This is a genomic window from Klebsiella sp. C349492, from assembly GCF_042055345.1.
GTDB classification, from domain to species: Bacteria; Pseudomonadota; Gammaproteobacteria; order Enterobacterales; family Enterobacteriaceae; genus Klebsiella; species Klebsiella scottii.
The window spans coordinates 1,209,725-1,227,425 of the sequence record NZ_JANQCE010000001.1 but is presented as its reverse complement, the minus strand read 5'-3'; the positions used below and the strand labels follow the sequence as shown (position 1 = coordinate 1,227,425).

Here is a 17,701-nt window from a genome sequence, read left to right as displayed (position 1 = left end):
TACCTGCGAGTACCCTAAAATGATAACTAATACAAAATTAGATCCGATTGAAAGCGCTTCTCGTGATGAATTACAGGCTCTGCAAACCCAGCGTCTGAAGTGGACGCTGAAACATGCTTACGACAACGTTCCGATGTACCGCCGCAAGTTTGACGCGGCGGGGGTGCATCCTGACGATTTCCATGAACTGAGCGACCTGAGCAAGTTCCCGTGCACCACCAAACAGGATCTGCGCGATAACTACCCGTTCGATACCTTTGCGGTGCCGATGGAGCAGATTGTGCGCATCCACGCCTCGTCCGGGACCACCGGCAAACCGACGGTGGTGGGCTACACGCAAAATGATATCGATACCTGGGCCAATATCGTCGCCCGCTCCCTGCGCGCCGCCGGCGGCACGGCAAAAGATAAAATCCACGTCGCCTACGGCTACGGCCTGTTTACCGGCGGCCTTGGCGCGCACTACGGCGCGGAGCGTCTGGGGGCCACGGTGATCCCGATGTCCGGCGGCCAGACGGAAAAACAGGCGCAGCTGATCCGCGATTTTCAGCCGGATATGATTATGGTCACGCCCTCCTACTGCCTGAACCTGATTGAAGAACTGGAGCGGCAGATGGGCGGCGATGCCAGCCGCTGCTCGCTGCGGGTTGGCGTATTCGGCGCCGAGCCGTGGACGCTGGCGATGCGGGCTGAAATCGAGCGTCGTCTCGGGATCACCGCCCTCGATATCTACGGCCTTTCGGAAGTGATGGGGCCGGGGGTGGCGATGGAGTGTCTGGAAACCGCCGACGGCCCGACCATCTGGGAAGACCATTTCTATCCGGAAGTAGTCAACCCGCACGACGGTACGCCGCTGGCGGATGGCGAACACGGCGAGCTGCTGTTCACCACCCTGACCAAAGAGGCGCTGCCGGTGATCCGCTACCGTACCCGCGATCTGACCCGCCTGCTGCCGGGCACCGCGCGCAGCATGCGGCGGATGGATCGCATCAGCGGACGCAGCGACGACATGCTGATTATTCGCGGCGTCAACGTCTTCCCGTCGCAGCTGGAGGAGGAGATCCTCAAGGTGGAGCATCTGGCGCCGCACTACCAGCTGGAGGTCAATCGTCGCGGCCATCTTGATTCACTTTCGGTGCGCGTGGAGCTGAAGGAGAGCAGCCTGTCGCTGAGCCACGAGCAGCGCTGCCAGATCTGCCATCAGCTACGCCACCGCATCAAGTCGATGGTCGGGATCTCCACCGATATCAGCATCGTCAACTGCGGCAGCATCCCGCGCTCGGAAGGGAAGGCCTGCCGGGTGTTCGACCTGCGCAAGGTCGCCGCCAACGGCTAGGTCAGCGCCTCCCGGCCCGGCCGGGCGATGAAATCCCCGGCGGGACGCAGCGCCCCTGCCGGGAGTTCCCTGTGCTATGATTCGTCATGGACTACTAACCGCAACGGAATGAATCAGATGAGCAGGCTTGATAATTTTATTCAACAGGCGGTGACGGCGATGCCGATTAGCGGGACGTCGCTGATCGCCTCCCTGTACGGTGATTCCCTGCTGCAGCGCGGGGGCGAAGTGTGGCTCGGCAGCGTGGCGGCCCTGCTCGAAGGGCTGGGATTCGGCGAACGTTTTGTGCGGACGGCGCTGTTTCGCCTCAACAAAGAGGAGTGGCTGGACGTGGTGCGTATCGGCCGCCGCAGCTTCTATCGTCTGAGCGACAAGGGGCTGCGCCTGACCCGCCGCGCGGAGCACAAAATTTATCGCGCCGGCGCGCCGGAGTGGGACGGCACCTGGCTGCTGCTGCTCTCCGAGGGGCTGGAAAAAAACACCCTCGCGGAGGTGAAAAAGCAGCTTCTGTGGCAGGGCTTTGGCGCACTTGCGCCGAGCCTGCTCGCCTCGCCGGCGCAGAAGCTGGCGGACGTGCAGTCGCTGCTGCATGAAGCGGGGGTGGCGGAAAACGTCATCTGCTTTGAAGCGCACTCTCCGCTGGCGCTCTCCCGGGCGGCGCTGCGCGCGCGCGTCGAGGAGTGCTGGCACCTGACCGAACAAAACGCGATGTACGAAACCTTTATTTCGCTGTTTCGCCCGCTGCTGCCGCTGCTGCGCGACGTCGATAGCGCGGAGCTGACCGCAGAGCGCTGCTTCCAGATCCAGCTGCTGCTAATCCATTTTTATCGTCGGGTGGTGCTAAAAGATCCGCTGCTGCCGGAGGAGCTGCTGCCGGCGCACTGGCTGGGGCAGACCGCGCGCCAGCTGTGCATCAATATTTATCAACGCGTCGCGCCCGGCGCGCTGGCCTTCGTCAGTGAGAACGGGGAGAGCTCGGTCGGCGAACTGCCGGCGCCGGGGCCGCTCTATTTTCAACGTTTTGGCGGCCTGACCGCCGCTTAAGGAGAGCCGATGCCGATTTATCAGATAGACGGTATGACCCCGGTGGTACCGGATGAAAGCTACGTTCACCCCACGGCGGTGCTGATTGGCGACGTGATCCTCGGTAAAGGCGTCTACGTCGGCCCTAACGCCAGCCTGCGCGGTGATTTCGGACGCATCGTGGTGAAAGACGGCGCCAATATTCAGGATAACTGCGTGATGCACGGCTTTCCCGGCCAGGATACGGTGGTTGAAGAGGACGGGCATATCGGCCACGGGGCGATCCTGCACGGCTGCGTTATCGGCCGCAACGCGCTGGTCGGGATGAGCGCGGTGATTATCGACGGCGCAACGATTGGCGAAAACAGCATCGTCGGCGCCTCGGCGTTCGTTAAGGCTAAAGCCGAGATGCCGGCCAACCATCTGATCGTCGGCAGCCCGGCGAAGGCCATTCGCACCCTGAGTGAGCAGGAGATCGCGTGGAAAAAGCAGGGGACGCGGGAGTATCAGGCGCTGGTCGAGCGCTGCCAGCAAACGCTGCACCAGGTGGAGCCGCTGAAGGAGGCGGAGCCGCAGAGAAAGCGGCTGGAGTTTGATGAAAGCCTGCGGCCGAAATCATCATCCTGAACCTGAGCCCTCTGGCTTCGAGGGCCTAGTATTTAGCCAGCTCGCGAAAGAGTGCCGGGTTCGCCTGAATCGCCGCGAGCACTTTTGCCGCAAGTCCCGTTGGGTTACGTCGTCTGGACTCCCAGCTTTTAATGGTATCCACGCTGGTTCCCAGCGCTTGCGCCATTTCCGTCTGGGAAACGTTCAGCTGCGCTCGAATAGCTTTTACGTCAGCGATCTCATAGCGAGTCACGCGGGCCGGGGCTTTATCGCCATTTTTGATATCAACGGCTTCTTTGAGGGACGTTTGAAGCTCATCAAAAAAACTCATGTCACACCTCATTTTTCAGTAGTTTAGCTAGTTTTTTGAGCTGCGCTTTTTCAGCATCGGTCAGATTATCTTTGGTGCTTTTCGGGTACGCCAAAACCAGATAGATAATCTCAGCGGTGGCGAGGAAATAAATCACCCTTGCGCTGCCGCTTTTCCCCTGAACGCCGGTCGCCATCCTGATTTTCCGTAGTCCACCCGTATTCTGGATGATATCCCCGGCATCCGGATTGCCAATGAGTTCTTTCTGCAGCGCCCGAAGCTCATCGTCAGTAGCAAGCTGTTTTATCTGCCGGGTAAACAGCGGCGTTTCGATAAATTCAATCGCACAGCACATGAGTACGCTCCTTGTTAAGGTACCATGTACACCTGAGCGTGTACATGGTACCTATCGCTGATTTTTCGACATTTTGTCAGGTCAGGCCTGGAGATCGGAGACAGCTGGCCGCAAGCCGTGAGCGCTATCGTATACGTTGGGGGATTTACAGGCAGAATTGGCTGCTGATTTTACGAGGCGTCTCGTAAGGTGGGTGACGGGGAGAAGAAACTCCCACCGGGCGGTGGGAGTGGCAATCTATATTACGCTGCAACCACGCTATCGATGGCCGCTTTCGCGTCGTTCTGCGCTTTGGCAGCCACTTCCGGACCGTAAGCGATACCTTCAGCGAAGACGAAGTTCACGTCGGTGATGCCGATGAAGCCGAGGAAGGTCGACAGATACGGAGTCACCAGGTCAGTCGGGGTATCTTTATGGATGCCGCCGCGGCTGGTCACAACGACAGCGCGTTTACCGGTAACCAGACCTTCCGGCCCTTTCTCGGTGTAACGGAAGGTGACGCCGGCGCGTGCCACCAGGTCGAAGTAGTTTTTCAGCTGAGTCGGGATGTTGAAGTTGTACATCGGCGCGGCGATAACAATCACGTCATTCGCCTGCAGCTCAGCGATCAGCTCGTCGGACAGCGCCAGCGCTTCCTGCTGACGCGGAGTCAGCGGCGCATCGCTCGGACGCAGAGCACCAACCAGTTCGCCATCCAGTACCGGGATCGGGTTTGCTGCCAGGTCACGCACGGTGATCGCGTCTTCAGCGTGCTTTTCACGCCATTGTTCAACAAAATAGTCGGACAGCTGACCGGATTGCGAGTACCCTGCCAGAATACTGGATTTCAGAACTAATACTTTGCTCATGGGTGTTTCCTTATATGAGATTGACGGGTCGATGCCCTGGTGCTTGCTGACACTTTATTCACAATCATGCCACAGAGAAAGCGCAATAAATCGAACTCTGTGTTCAGTTTTTTTGAACAAGGCATGAAATGCCCAGCTGTGGTAATCTACAGCAATACTTCAAAAGAGATTTTTCCTGGCAGAGCACTGCCCGATAACGCTATGACAGAACAACAAATTTTCACCTTCCCCCAGCTCTTCCAGCAGCTTGACGGCCTGATGCTGCGCGACAGGTCTCGCTTTTCCCGCCGTCTGCACGGCGTGAAGAAGGTTAAAAATCCTGAATCCCAGCAGGCTATTCTGCGGGAGATGGCGCAGGAGATTGCGGCGGCGGCAGGGAGAGTCCTGCTGCGCGAAGCGGCGCGGCCGGCGATTACCTACCCGGAAAACCTGCCGGTAAGCCAGAAAAAACAAGAGATTCTCGAAGCCGTGCGCGACCACCAGGTGGTGATTGTGGCGGGGGAGACCGGTTCCGGTAAAACCACCCAGCTGCCGAAAATCTGTATGGAGCTGGGGCGCGGGGTGAAAGGCCTCATTGGCCACACTCAGCCGCGTCGTCTGGCGGCGCGTACCGTGGCTAACCGCATCGCCGAGGAGCTGCAAAGCGAACCTGGCGGCTGCATCGGTTATAAGGTGCGCTTTAGCGACCACGTCGGCGACAACACGATGGTCAAGCTGATGACCGACGGTATCCTGCTGGCGGAAATCCAGCAGGACCGCCTGCTGATGCAGTACGACACCATCATTATCGATGAGGCCCACGAACGCAGCCTCAATATCGACTTCCTGCTTGGCTACCTGCGGGAGCTGCTGCCGAAGCGTCCGGATCTGAAAATCATCATCACCTCGGCGACCATCGATCCGGAACGCTTCTCGCGCCACTTTAACCATGCGCCGATTATCGAAGTCTCCGGCCGCACCTATCCGGTCGAGGTTCGCTACCGGCCGATCGTTGAAGAGGCCGATGACACCGAGCGCGATCAGCTGCAGGCGATTTTCGACGCCGTCGAAGAGCTGGGGCATGAAAGTCCCGGCGATATTCTGATCTTTATGAGCGGAGAGCGGGAAATTCGCGATACCGCCGATGCGCTCAACAAGCTCAACCTGCGGCATACCGAAGTGCTGCCGCTCTATGCCCGGCTGTCGAACAGCGAGCAGAACCGCGTCTTCCAGTCCCACAGCGGGCGGCGCATCGTGCTGGCGACCAACGTCGCGGAAACCTCGCTGACGGTGCCGGGAATTAAGTACGTTATTGACCCGGGCACCGCGCGCATCAGCCGCTACAGCTTCCGCACCAAGGTGCAGCGCCTGCCGATTGAGCCCGTTTCTCAGGCCTCCGCAAACCAGCGTAAGGGCCGCTGCGGCCGCGTATCGGAAGGGATCTGTATTCGTCTCTATTCCGAAGACGATTTCCTGTCGCGCCCGGAGTTTACCGACCCGGAAATCCTGCGCACCAACCTGGCGTCGGTTATTCTGCAGATGACCGCCCTGGGGCTGGGGGATATCGCCGCCTTCCCGTTCGTTGAGGCGCCGGACAAGCGTAATATTCAGGACGGCGTGCGCCTGCTGGAGGAGCTCGGGGCGATTACCACCGACGAGCAGATGACCGCCTATAAGCTAACGCCGATGGGCCGCCAGCTCAGCCAGCTGCCGGTTGACCCGCGGCTGGCGAGGATGGTGCTGGAAGCGCAAAAGCACGGCTGCGTGCGCGAGGCGATGATCATCACCTCGGCGCTGTCGATTCAGGACCCGCGCGAACGTCCGATGGACAAGCAGCAGGCCTCCGATGAGAAGCACCGCCGTTTCCACGATAAAGAGTCGGATTTTCTCGCCTTCGTCAACTTATGGAACTACCTCGGCGAGCAGCAGAAAGCGCTGTCATCGAACCAGTTCCGCCGCCAGTGCCGCGTCGATTTTCTTAACTACCTCCGGGTGCGCGAGTGGCAGGACATCTACACCCAGCTGCGCCAGGTGGTGAAAGAGCTGGGCCTGCCGGTAAATAGCGAGCCGGCGGAGTACCGCGAAATTCACACCGCGCTGCTGACCGGGCTGCTGTCGCATATCGGCATGAAGGATACCGACAAGCAGGAGTTTACCGGCGCGCGTAACGCCCGCTTCTCGATCTTCCCGGGCTCCGGGCTGTTTAAGAAGCCGCCGAAGTGGACTATGGTTGCCGAGCTGGTGGAAACCAGCCGCCTGTGGGGGCGCATCGCCGCGCGCATCGACCCGGAATGGGTGGAGCCGGTGGCGCAGCATCTGATTAAGCGCTCATACAGCGAACCGCACTGGGAGCGGGCGCAGGGGGCGGTGATGGCGACGGAGAAAGTAACCGTCTACGGCCTGCCGATCGTCGCCGCCCGCAAGGTGAACTACAGCCAGATTGACCCGGCGCTGTGCCGCGAGCTGTTTATCCGCCACGCGCTGGTGGAGGGCGACTGGCAGACCCGTCACGCCTTCTTCCGCGATAACCTCAAGCTGCGAACAGAGATCGAAGAGCTGGAGCACAAATCGCGCCGCCGCGACATCCTGGTCGACGACGAAACGATGTTTGAGTTTTACGATCGGCGCATCGGCCATGACGTCATCTCGGCGCGCCACTTCGACAACTGGTGGAAGCAGGCCAGCCGCGAGACTCCGGATCTGCTCAACTTCGAAAAGAGCATGCTGATTAAAGAGGGTGCGGAGCAGGTCAGCAAGCTGGACTACCCGAACTTCTGGCACCAGGGCAACCTCAAGCTGCGTCTGACCTATCAGTTCGAACCGGGCGCCGACGCCGATGGGGTGACGGTGCATATTCCGCTGCCGCTGCTCAACCAGGTGGACGAGTCCGGCTTCGAATGGCAAATCCCCGGCCTGCGTCGGGAACTGATTATCGCGCTGATTAAATCGCTGCCGAAACCGGTGCGGCGCAACTTCGTGCCGGCGCCGAACTATGCCGAAGCCTTTTTAGGCCGCGCGACGCCGCTGGAGCTACCGCTGCTGGATTCGCTGGAGCGCGAGCTGCGGCGGATGAGCGGCGTGACCATCGACCGCGAGGCCTGGCAGTGGGATCAGGTGCCCGATCACCTGAAAATCACCTTCCGGGTGGTGGATGATAAGAACAAGAAGCTCGCCGAAGGCCGTTCGCTGCAGGAGTTAAAGGATGCGCTGAAGGGGAAAGTGCAGGAGACGCTCTCCGCGGTGGCCGATGACGGTATCGAGCAGAGCGGGCTGCATATCTGGAGCTTCGGCACCCTGGCGGAAAGCTATGAACAAAAGCGCGGCAACTATCGGGTTAAGGCCTGGCCGGCGCTGGTGGACGAACGTGACAGCGTCGCGATTAAGCTGTTCGACAATCCGCTCGAACAGCAGCAGGCGATGTGGCGCGGTCTGCGCCGGCTGCTGCTGCTGAACATTCCGTCGCCTGTCAAATATCTGCACGAGAAGCTGCCGAACAAGGCCAAGCTGGGGCTCTATTTTAACCCCTACGGCAAGGTGCTGGATCTGATTGACGACTGCATCTCCTGCGGCGTCGATAAGCTTATCGACGAGGCCGGCGGGCCGGTTTGGACCGAAGAGGGCTTTACGCAGCTGCACGACAAGGTGCGCGCCGAGCTCAACGATACGGTGGTGGAGATTGCCAAACAGGTTGAGCAGATCCTGACCGCGGTGTTCAACGTCAACAAGCGCCTGAAAGGGCGCGTGGATATGAGCATGGCGCTGGGGCTGTCGGATATCAAAGGGCAGATGAGCGGCCTGGTTTATCGCGGCTTCGTCACCGGCAACGGCTTCCGCCGGCTGGGCGATACCCTGCGCTATCTGCAGGCGATTGAAAAGCGGCTGGAGAAGATGGCGGTCGATCCGCACCGCGATCGCGCGCAGATGCTGAAGGTTGAGAGCATTCAGCAGGCGTGGCAGCAGTGGCTGAATAAGCTGCCGCCAGCCCGCCGTGACGACGAGGACGTGCAGGAGATCCGCTGGATGATCGAGGAGCTGCGCGTCAGCTTCTTCGCCCAGCAGCTGGGTACCCCGTACCCCATTTCCGATAAGCGGATCCTGCAGGCGATGGAGCAGATAGTCGCCTGATGGTCGTTTTAGGGCAGGGTGAAGGCGTGTTTTCTTAGCTTGCTCTGTGAAGTGTTCGGTGGAATGTTCCGTTCACCATTGGTCCCGCATACTTCTGTTTACTGCGGCATAGGTGAACGGCACAGGGCCGGTTTCGCCCGGCCCTGGGGACCCGGCATCCCGGCAAGAAAAATCGTCGCTGCGCGATACCTTCGTCTCCGCCGTCTGGCTATTCGGGGACGGCAAGAGGTAACGTCCCTGTAAGGCTTGCCTCCGCCAGGTTATTAGTCCCATCCCTGGGACTCACCCCTTCGGGGCCGACGTCAACGTCGTTCAAAAACGCTCCGGGCGTTTTTGTCCATGCTGGCGGCGGCCAGCCGCCTGCGCCTCAGCGATTTTTAGCCGGCCCAACCCCCCTGCTGCATATCCCGATGCCTCATGCCTGCATGGTCATTGCTGAAAATTCTTTCAGCAATGAAATCGCAACCTAATTGCCACGGGTTGGCAGCGTGGGGCGGGCGAAACGCCCCCCGTGCCGTTCACCCGCAGCGGGTGTGGGAAAAACGTCGGATTCAACGTGAACGGAACATTCCACGGAAATGAACGAAATATTCCGCGGAGGTTAATGAGAGAAGTTTCTCTTAGCGAGCAGCCACGTTAATCGGCTTGGGCCGCTGCCGGTAGCGGAGCTACCCGTTGACCCACGCCAGCGTAAACCCATCCCAGCCCTTGCTGCCCACCGTCTGCAGCGCCGTCACCGTCAGGCGCGGGTCGCTGCCCATCATCTCAATAAATCGCCGCACGCCCTGGACCCGCTCATCGGCGCTACGCGGATTAGTCACCTCCCCATCCCGCACCACGTTATCGCCGATAATCAGCGTTCCCGGCCGGGAGTAGCGCAGGGCCCACCGCAGGTAGTGCGGGTTGTTGGGCTTATCGGCATCGATAAAAATCAGATCAAAAGCGGGGCGGTCGCCGAGATTCTCAAGGGTTGCCAGCGCCGGGCCTTCGCGCACCTCGACCCGATCGTCCACGCCCGCCAGCCGAAGATTCTGCCGCGCAGTTTGCGCATGGTGCGGGTCGGCTTCCAGGGTCAGCAACTCGCCGTCCGGCGGCAGCTCGCGCGCCATCCAGATGGTGCTATAGCCGCCGAGCGTGCCGATCTCCAGCACCCGCCGGGCGCGGGTGATGCGCACCAGCAGCGCCAGAAACTGGCCCTGGTTGGCGGCAACGTCATAGGCCGGAAGGCCGGCGCGCTGGTTATTCTCTAACACCTGCTGCAATAGCGGGTCGTGCGGGATCAGCGTTTCAACAAGATAATTATCTACAGCAGACCATTGTTGTTGCATGCAAAATTTCCTGTATTACGTCCCTGATGAATCAGACCAGCCGCCTCCCAGCGACCGATATAAATCAACCTGGGCCAGCAGCAGGTTATTTTTCACCTGCACGACGCTGATTTGCGTCGAGAACAGGGTGCGCTGGGCGTCCAGAACCTCGAGATAAGAGGAGTAGCCGTTACGATAGCGGTTTCCGGCAATCCGCAGCGTCTCCTGCGCCACCGCCTCCTGCTCCTGCAGCTCCGTGAGCTGTTCGCCGTAGCGGGTGATGGCGTCCAGGCTATCGTTGACCTCGCGAAACGCGCCGCGCACCGTTTTCTCATAGCCATACAGCGCCTGGTTACGCTGGGCCATCGACACGTCGACCTGGGCGTTCAGCGCCTGGCGGTTCAGCAGCGGAGCGAGAATACTGCCGCCGATGCTCCACAGCCGCAGCGGATTATCGAGCAGGTCCGGCAGCGTACGGTCCTGCATGCTGCCGGTGGCGGTCAAATTGATCGACGGCAGCAGCCGGGCCTGGGAAGAGGCAAGGGTGGCGTCGGCGGCGAGCAGCTGGCGCTGGGCCTGCGCGATATCCGGTCGGCGGTTCAGCAGGCTGGAGGGCAGCTGCGACGACAGCGACAGCGGCGTCAGATGGGCAAAGTCCTGACGCCTGATCTCCTGCGGGTTACTGCCGATCAGCACGCTGAGGGCGTTCTCCTGCTGGGCGATTTGATGCTCCAGCGGCGGGATCTGCGCCCGGGTAGATCGCAGCTCCGAATCGGCCTGCATCAGCTCGAGGCGCGAGGTATAGCCGGTCTCAAACTGGCGTTTAGCCATGCTGTAGGCGTCTTCGCGGGATTTCAGCGTCTGCCGGGTGACCCGCAGCTGCTCGTCCAGAGAGAGCAGCGTCAGATAGCCGACGGCCACCGAGGCGGCGACGGTAAGGTCTGCGGCAGCGGCGGCTGCCTTCTGCGCCTCAAGGCTGGCCTCGGCGGCGCTGGCGGCGCTGCGGTTGGCTCCCCAGATATCGACGTCATAGCTGGCGGTCAGCCCGCCTTTATAGACCGTACTGTGGATGGGCAGGCCGGTGGCGGCGGACTGCGCGCGGGCGCGGCTGCCGCTCAGCGAGGCGTCAAGGGACGGAAACAGGCTGCTGTCGGCGGCATAGGCCCGCGCCTGGTATTCATTCACCCGTTCGCGGGCGATCAGCACATCGCTGTTATAGCGCAGCGCCTGTTCCACGTACTGATTGAGCTGGCTGTCGTGAAAGTTGCGCCACCACACGCCCTCAAGCGGGCTGGCGGGGCCGATTTCGGCGCGCCAGGCGGCGGGGATCTGCAGCGACGACGCTGCGGGCGGCACGTCTGCCGACCGGCAGCCGGCCAGCGCGACGCTCAGCGCCAGCGCAAGGGTGAGCCGGCGCATCATGGCTTCTCTCCCTCACGGGTATCGATGGTGACCTGCACCGACATGCCGGGGCGCAGGTGCTGGCTATTTTTCTGCCCCTCATCGACCGCGATGCGCACCGGAATTCGCTGGGCAATTTTAACAAAGTTGCCGGTGGCGTTATCCGGCGAAATGGCGCTGAATTCAACGCCGGTCGCCGGGGAGATACTCTGGACGACGCCGCGGAACGCCTCGCCATCGAGCGCATCGACGCTAAAGGTTGCGGCCTGGCCAATGCGAATGTGCGCCAGCTGGGTCTCTTTCATATTGGCGATCACCCAGTGCTGCGGCGGCACCAGCGACGTCAGGTGGGTACCGGCGCTGACGTAGGCGCCGAGACGCACGGAGATCTGCCCCAGCTGTCCGCCGGTTGGCGCGACGATCCGCGTGTTCTGCAGATCGATATCCGCCAGCTCCAGCGCGGCCCTGGCGCTGGCAACGTCGGCTTCCAGCGCGTCGCGGTTGACGATGGTGGATTGCAGATCCTGACGCGACATTTCCAGCGTGGCTTTCGCCTGTTCAATATCGGCGGTGCCCTGCGCGGCGCTGGCTCTTGCCGAGTCGCGCTCGCGAATTGACAGCGAACCGTCGGCGGTCAAATCCTGCACCCGCTTTAAGTCGGCCTGGGTTTTTTGATTCTGCGCGCGGGCGTTTTGCAGCGCGGCCTCATTGCGGGCAATCACCGCCTGGGCGCTTCGGCGCTGCTGTTGGTTATTTTTCAGAGCCGACTCCTTCATCGCCAGAGTAGCCTGCGCCTGGTGGACGCGCTGCCTGTAGATCCGGTCGTCAATCTGGAACAGCGTCTCTCCGGGCTGGACCTCGGCAAAATCCTGGACGTTGACGGCGGTGATATAGCCGCTGACCTGCGGGCTGATAAAGGTGGTCTGCCCGCGCACGTAGGCGTTATCGGTAAACTGGCTGTGGCGGGTAAACGGCGGCAGCTGCCACGCGTACAGAATCACCAGCACCCCAACAAGGCCAATGGCGGCGGCGCTGAAAATAGAGACTACGCGGATATTATTGCGGGTATTGGCCTGTTGCCTGGCGGCATCCTGCTGACTCATAACGACTCCAGAGTAAAAATTATCTTTGTTATTTGTTTCCCGTCGCGCGTTTAAGCGCAATGCGAGCGGTAATACGCAGCCTTATCAGGCGCCAGAACACCCAGATCAGCGTGCCGGCGGAAATCAACGCCGTCAGCAGATAGGTGTCATTGTAGGCAAGAATATTGGCCTGCAGCGTTGAGGCGTTCTGCAGGAGCGTACTGGCCTGCACGCTCAGCAGCGTGCTGTCGCCAATCTGGCTTTGATACATCTGGCTGTATTGCTGCAGGCGCTCGGCAATCAGCGGATTCAGCGTGGTTATCTGGTCGGCGAGCTGGCTGGAGTGAAACTTTTCCCGCCAGGTCTGAAAGGTGCCGAGGATCGCCGACCCCAGCAGGCCGCCGATATTCTGGCTCATGCCAAACAGCACCGAAAAGCTCACCAGGTTGCGCTGGTCGGCAATGACCCCGCCGATCCCGGCCAGCATCGCCGGCGCCAGGAAGAACGCGCTGCCGAAGCCGAGCAGGAACTGGCTGAACATCAGCTGTTCGGGACGCGTCAGGATGGTCGAGCGGCTGTCGAGCAGCGAGGCTATCATGATCAGCGCCAGGGCGGTGGCGGTGGGCCAGTAAAGCCGCTGCGGGTTGAGGGTCAGGCAGCTGGCGACGATGCCGCAGGCGATCCCGGCGAAAATCGACCACGCCAGCTGGGTCATCTGTTCGTTCTGCAACCCCACGTACTGCAGCCAGCCGATAACCCCGGTGTTTTGCTCCGCCAGCACGATCCGCATTAGCAGCATAATTAATCCCAGACGCAGGATGCTGCCGCTGGAGAGCCAGTGGGTGTTGAGCAGCGGGTTGCTGCGGTTGTGCTCGAAGACGATGGCCGACACAATCAGCACCACCGCGCCCGCCAGCGCCCAGCCGATCCACGGGGCTTCAAACCACCAGTCAAGGCGGCCCAGCGAGAGAACGGCGCAGACCAGCGCCATGCCGGGGGCCAGCAGAATAAAGGTAATAAAGTCCTTTTTCTCGAACACCTTCTTCCGATCGCTGGGGGGCAGCTTGAGCACCATTACGCAGGCGAGAGAGACCAGCGCCAGCCCCAGTTCAAAAAAGTAGAGGCCGCGCCATTCGTCAATCTGCAGCAGCTCCGTGGAGAAGAGGCGGGCGAGAGGGATCGCCAGCGACGAGCCGGTGATCCCGATGGTCAGCGCCTTGAGGCGGTGGCGGGCGGGCCACGCCTGCACCTGATAATAAATGCCCAGCGAGCTGAGCGCCGCCGCCACCATGCCGTGCGCGGCGCGGACCATCATGGCCGAGCTGAGATCGTTGACGAAGAGGTGGAAAAAGGTCACCAGCACGTACAGCACCAGAAAGCCTTCGGTAAAGGCGCGCAGGCCGAACTGCTGGCGAAATTTTACCAGCAGCAGGTTGATCGAGACGTTGGTCATGACGTAGACCGCCGGCAGCCAGGCGATTTCCGTCGACCAGGCGGCGAAGGTTCCCTGCAGGTTCTGCAGGTTGGCGGTCACCACCGCGTTGCCCAGCGCGCCGGTCAGGCAGACCAGCAGCCCGACAATGCCGTAGGCGATACGCTTTGGCGTCGGGTGGATCGGCGTCGAGGGCGATCCGAGGATCGCCGGCTTTTCATGCGGCGCCCAGTCATGGGGCACGTAGGGGTTTTCAGGACGGCGAGGCATTACTTTTTCTCCACCTCGCGCAGCAGTTTTTCCAGTACCAGGTGCGTTTGCTGCCGCTCTTCGGGGCTGATGGCGCTTAAAATCTCTTCGCGTAAATCATCGGCCACCGTTTTTACCTGCAGATAAAGCTCAAGGCCTTTGTCGGTGGCAACCAGCAGGCGCTTGCGCCGGTCGCTGTCGGTTTTTACGCGCTCCACCAGCGCTAACTCCACCAGCCGGTTGATCAGCGGGACGATAGTGGCGCTCTCTACGCCCAGCTCCTGGGCCAGCTCGCTTTGCGACAGCGGCTGCTGGTTGCGGGCAATCGCCGAGACGGCGACCCAGCTGGCCTGGCTCATGCCGAGGTCCTTGAGGCGGCGGTTGACCGCCAGCCGCCAGTGATGCGCGGTGAGGTACAGTAAATGGGAAAAGGTAAGCTGTCGGTTATCCATAGTCTTCCACAAAGTCATTAGAGCTCTAATGAGTTTATGCCCGACGGATTGGCGAATTCAAGGTTAAATAGAAAAATGGTTAATGGTCTGTTCGAAAAATGTACGTGCGGCGGCGAAAGGGCAAAAAAAGCCCGGGCCAGGGCCCGGGCGGTTGTGGCGATCGTCGTCGAGCCTTAGCCCGGATAGATCCCGCGATCTTTACGCGCCATCAGAATACGCTCACAGGCGACGATATAGGCCGCGGTACGCAGAGAGCACTCTTTGTCGGCGGCTTTCTCGCAGACGTGGACGATCGCATCGGTCATGATGCGGTCCATTTTGGCGTTGATCTCCTCCTCGCTCCAGAAGAAGCTCGCCATATCCTGCACCCACTCGAAGTAGCTGACGGTTACGCCGCCGGCGTTGCAGATAACGTCCGGCACCACGATCACGCCGCGCTCGGCCAGCACGTCATCGGCCTCAGGGTAGGTCGGGCCGTTAGCCCCTTCCAGCACCAGCTTACAGCTGATTTTTTCCGCGCGCTCGCGGGTGATCTGACCCTCCAGCGCCGCCGGGATCAGAATATCCATCGGCGTGGTCCAGAACGCTTCTTTCTCGATTTCGCGGGCGCCAGGGAAGCCGGCAATCTGCTTTTTCTCCGCCTGCCATGCGGTCAGGGCGGCCATATCAATCCCGCCCTCGTTGAACAACGTCGCGGTGTGATCCTGAATAACCACCACGCGGGCGCCAACCTCGGAGAACAGGCGGGCCGCTTCGCTACCGACGTTACCAAAGCCCTGCAGCGCGACTTTCGCGCCCTCAATTTCAATCCCGAAGCGGCCAGCGACTTCGCGACCGGTGATAAATACGCCGCGGCCGGTGGCCTTTTCACGACCGAGAGAACCGCCGAGGTGGATCGGCTTGCCGGTGACTACGCCGGTGATGGTGGTGCCGTGGTTCATGGAGTAGGTATCCATCATCCATGCCATCACTTTGCCGTTGGTGCCGACATCCGGCGCCGGAATATCTTTTTGCGGTCCGATGATAAGGCCGATTTCACTGGTGTAGCGGCGGGTCAGGCGTTCCAGCTCGCCTTCCGACAGGCTGAACGGGTCGACGCGAACGCCGCCCTTAGCGCCGCCGTAAGGAATATTGACTGCGGCGCACTTGATGGTCATCCAGGCAGAAAGCGCCATCACTTCGTTCAGGTCAACGTCCGGATGGTAGCGAACACCACCTTTACCCGGTCCACGCGAAAGATTGTGCTGTACGCGATAGCCTTCGAAGTGGCGGATGGTGCCGTCATCCATCTGCACCGGAATGTCGACGATCAGCGCGCGTTTCGGGTGGCGCAGGGTTTCCACCCAGTAGGCGAGATCGCCCAGATAAGGCGCTACGCGGTCGATCTGGCGCAGATAGGTTGTCCAGGGAGATGCACTACTTTCAGATGCGTAAGATAACTTTTCCATAAGAGTCCTGTTCTCAATGTTATTTATGTCGTGTAAAACCGTGGAATAGCTACAGCAGTAAACTCTGTGTGATGAATAATATCACCAATTTTATAAAGCAGTATTTGACGGCAATTACGAATTTTACATTTTTGTTAGAAATTTTATTTTTTAAGTGAATAACTACGCACTGAAAACCCGCCTCATGTCGTGCATCAATATGCATATTTTATGCAAATTAGTGAATATAAAAATAAATTATCTATATTTATCATTACCTTGATGGTCTTCAAAAAGTGAATAAATTGCTAGCCAACCGTATTGACTTTGTAGCACAGTAGGCGCCAGCATGAGAGCACGCAATGCACAAGCTATTAACCATGACTTAACAATTGCCCTTGCGTTTATAAGGCCTTTATTTTTTGCGCTGAATTTCATTTCATCGCAACGGATTCGCTCGCAATAAAAACGGCGCACGGGAATGGTTAATTTCGAATATCCACGACTGACAACATTAATTATTGTCAACAATTGTTCCGGAGAAGCGTTATGTCAGGCAGCATTACTCGTGAAGATTTTGATTCTTATATGGTTCCCTGTTTCGCACCGGCCCCGTTTATTCCGCTTAAAGCGGCAGGGTCGAAAGTTTGGGATCGGCAGGGTAAAGAGTACATCGACCTGGCGGGCGGCATCGCCGTTAACTCTCTTGGCCACTGCAATCCGGCGCTGGCGGCGGCGCTGAAAGAGCAGCTCGACAGCCTGTGGCACATTGGCAACGGCTATACCAACGAGCCGGTGCTGCAGCTGGCTAAAACCCTGGTTAACGCCACCTTTGCCGATAAGGTTTTCTTCTGCAACTCCGGGGCGGAAGCCAACGAAGCGGCGCTGAAGCTGGCGCGCAAATATGCGCACGATAAGTTTGGCGCCGATAAAAGCGAAATTATTGCCTTCAATAACGCCTTCCACGGTCGCACGCTGTTCACCGTGTCGGTGGGTGGACAGCCGAAATACTCCTGTGATTACGCGCCGCTGCCGCCGGATATTACCCATCTGCCGTATAACGATATCGCGGCGCTCACCGTCGCCATCTCAGCGCGAACCTGCGCGGTGATCGTTGAGCCGATTATCGGCGAGGGCGGCGTGGTTCCGGCCGATCCGGCATTCCTCAGGACGCTGCGGGAGCTGTGCGACCAGCATGACGTCACGCTGATTTTTGACGAAGTTCAGACCGGCGCCGGGAGGACCGGCGCGCTCTACGCCTACCAGCACTATAACGTGGTCCCGGACATACTCACCAGCGCCAAAGGGCTGGGCGGCGGCTTCCCGATTGGCGCCATGCTGGTGAAAGAGGCGTGGGCGCAGGTTTTCCAGCCGGGGACCCACGGCACCACTTTCGGCGGCAATCCGCTGGCGGCAACGGCGGCCAACGGCGTTCTGGCGCAGCTGGATGAGGCGCTGCTGGCCGGGGTTGGCGAGCGCCACGACGCTATCGTCGCCGGGCTGAATGCGCTAAACGCGAAGTACGATCTTTTCAGCGCGGTGCGCGGCGTCGGGCTGCTGATTGGCGCCGAGCTGGCGAGCCGCCTGCGCGGCCAGGCCAAAACGCTGACCAACCTCGCGGCGCAGGAGGGGCTGATCGCCCTGATCGCCGGACCTGACGTCCTGCGCTTTGCCCCCGCGCTCAATATTCCGCTGGCGGACATTGAGGAAGCCTTCGTGCGCCTCGATCGCGCCGTCGCCCGCCTGACGCGCTAATCCGGGAGACGGTT

Annotated in this window: 14 protein-coding genes; 5 read left to right on the top strand and 9 right to left on the bottom strand. The window is 60.2% G+C overall.

Features of this window, described 5'->3' with window-relative positions; genetic code table 11:
- Positions 1 to 19 precede the first annotated feature (19 nt).
- The 3 genes from paaK to paaY all read left to right on the top strand — a co-directional run bounded on the left by paaK (position 20) and on the right by paaY (position 2,986).
- Positions 20 to 1,336 carry a phenylacetate--CoA ligase PaaK gene (paaK, locus tag NWP14_RS05760; RefSeq protein WP_331835343.1) on the top strand — a complete coding sequence of 439 codons (1,317 nt, stop codon included), beginning with the start codon at positions 20 to 22 and terminating at the stop codon, positions 1,334 to 1,336.
- A 117-nt stretch (positions 1,337 to 1,453) separates the two neighbouring features.
- Positions 1,454 to 2,380, top strand: a complete 927-nt coding sequence (paaX, locus tag NWP14_RS05755) for a phenylacetic acid degradation operon negative regulatory protein PaaX (protein WP_375214957.1) — start codon at positions 1,454 to 1,456, stop codon at positions 2,378 to 2,380.
- A gap of 9 nt (positions 2,381 to 2,389) precedes the next feature.
- On the top strand, positions 2,390 to 2,986 hold the full coding sequence (gene paaY, locus NWP14_RS05750; protein ID WP_375214956.1) for a phenylacetic acid degradation protein PaaY: 597 nt from the start codon (positions 2,390 to 2,392) through the stop codon (positions 2,984 to 2,986).
- Between the two features lie 25 nt (positions 2,987 to 3,011).
- Here the strand turns inward: paaY and nadS are convergent, their stop codons facing one another.
- From nadS to azoR, 3 genes are all read right to left on the bottom strand, one after another.
- Positions 3,012 to 3,296 carry a NadS family protein gene (gene nadS, locus NWP14_RS05745; protein ID WP_095097303.1) on the bottom strand — a complete coding sequence of 95 codons (285 nt, stop codon included), beginning with the start codon at positions 3,294 to 3,296 and terminating at the stop codon, positions 3,012 to 3,014.
- 1 nt (position 3,297) lies between these two features.
- Complete coding sequence (locus tag NWP14_RS05740) at positions 3,298 to 3,630, bottom strand: type II toxin-antitoxin system RelE/ParE family toxin (protein WP_095097306.1); 333 nt, start codon at positions 3,628 to 3,630, stop codon at positions 3,298 to 3,300.
- Between the two features lie 242 nt (positions 3,631 to 3,872).
- Positions 3,873 to 4,478, bottom strand: a complete 606-nt coding sequence (gene azoR / locus NWP14_RS05735) for an FMN-dependent NADH-azoreductase (RefSeq protein WP_095097309.1) — start codon at positions 4,476 to 4,478, stop codon at positions 3,873 to 3,875.
- Positions 4,479 to 4,736: 258 nt separating this feature from the next.
- Between azoR and hrpA the strand changes: the two genes are divergently transcribed.
- Complete coding sequence (gene hrpA, locus NWP14_RS05730; RefSeq protein ID WP_375215102.1) at positions 4,737 to 8,582, top strand: ATP-dependent RNA helicase HrpA; 3,846 nt, start codon at positions 4,737 to 4,739, stop codon at positions 8,580 to 8,582.
- Positions 8,583 to 9,250: 668 nt separating this feature from the next.
- Here the strand turns inward: hrpA and NWP14_RS05725 are convergent.
- The 6 genes from NWP14_RS05725 to NWP14_RS05700 form a co-directional block, all read right to left on the bottom strand.
- Positions 9,251 to 9,910, bottom strand: coding sequence for an O-methyltransferase (locus NWP14_RS05725; protein ID WP_375214955.1), 660 nt, complete (start codon positions 9,908 to 9,910; stop codon positions 9,251 to 9,253).
- Positions 9,911 to 9,925: 15 nt separating this feature from the next.
- Entirely contained in the window at positions 9,926 to 11,311 is a 1,386-nt protein-coding gene (locus NWP14_RS05720) for an efflux transporter outer membrane subunit (RefSeq protein WP_095097318.1), read from the bottom strand.
- Positions 11,308 to 12,393 carry an HlyD family secretion protein gene (locus tag NWP14_RS05715; protein WP_375214954.1) on the bottom strand — a complete coding sequence of 362 codons (1,086 nt, stop codon included), beginning with the start codon at positions 12,391 to 12,393 and terminating at the stop codon, positions 11,308 to 11,310. Before NWP14_RS05715 ends, NWP14_RS05720 begins: the two co-directional genes overlap by 4 nt.
- Before the next feature lie 28 nt (positions 12,394 to 12,421).
- Positions 12,422 to 14,074, bottom strand: a complete 1,653-nt coding sequence (locus NWP14_RS05710) for an MFS transporter (protein WP_375214953.1) — start codon at positions 14,072 to 14,074, stop codon at positions 12,422 to 12,424.
- Complete coding sequence (locus NWP14_RS05705; protein ID WP_095097327.1) at positions 14,074 to 14,505, bottom strand: MarR family winged helix-turn-helix transcriptional regulator; 432 nt, start codon at positions 14,503 to 14,505, stop codon at positions 14,074 to 14,076. Before NWP14_RS05705 ends, NWP14_RS05710 begins: the two co-directional genes overlap by 1 nt.
- A 173-nt stretch (positions 14,506 to 14,678) precedes the next feature.
- Entirely contained in the window at positions 14,679 to 15,953 is a 1,275-nt protein-coding gene (locus NWP14_RS05700; protein WP_095097330.1) for a Glu/Leu/Phe/Val dehydrogenase, read from the bottom strand.
- A 528-nt stretch (positions 15,954 to 16,481) separates the two neighbouring features.
- On the opposite strand from NWP14_RS05700, the gene NWP14_RS05695 reads away from it, so the two are divergent.
- Positions 16,482 to 17,687 (top strand): bifunctional succinylornithine transaminase/acetylornithine transaminase, encoded by a 1,206-nt coding sequence (locus NWP14_RS05695; RefSeq protein ID WP_375214952.1) that lies wholly within the window; start codon positions 16,482 to 16,484, stop codon positions 17,685 to 17,687.
- The last annotated feature ends 14 nt before the right edge of the window (positions 17,688 to 17,701 follow it).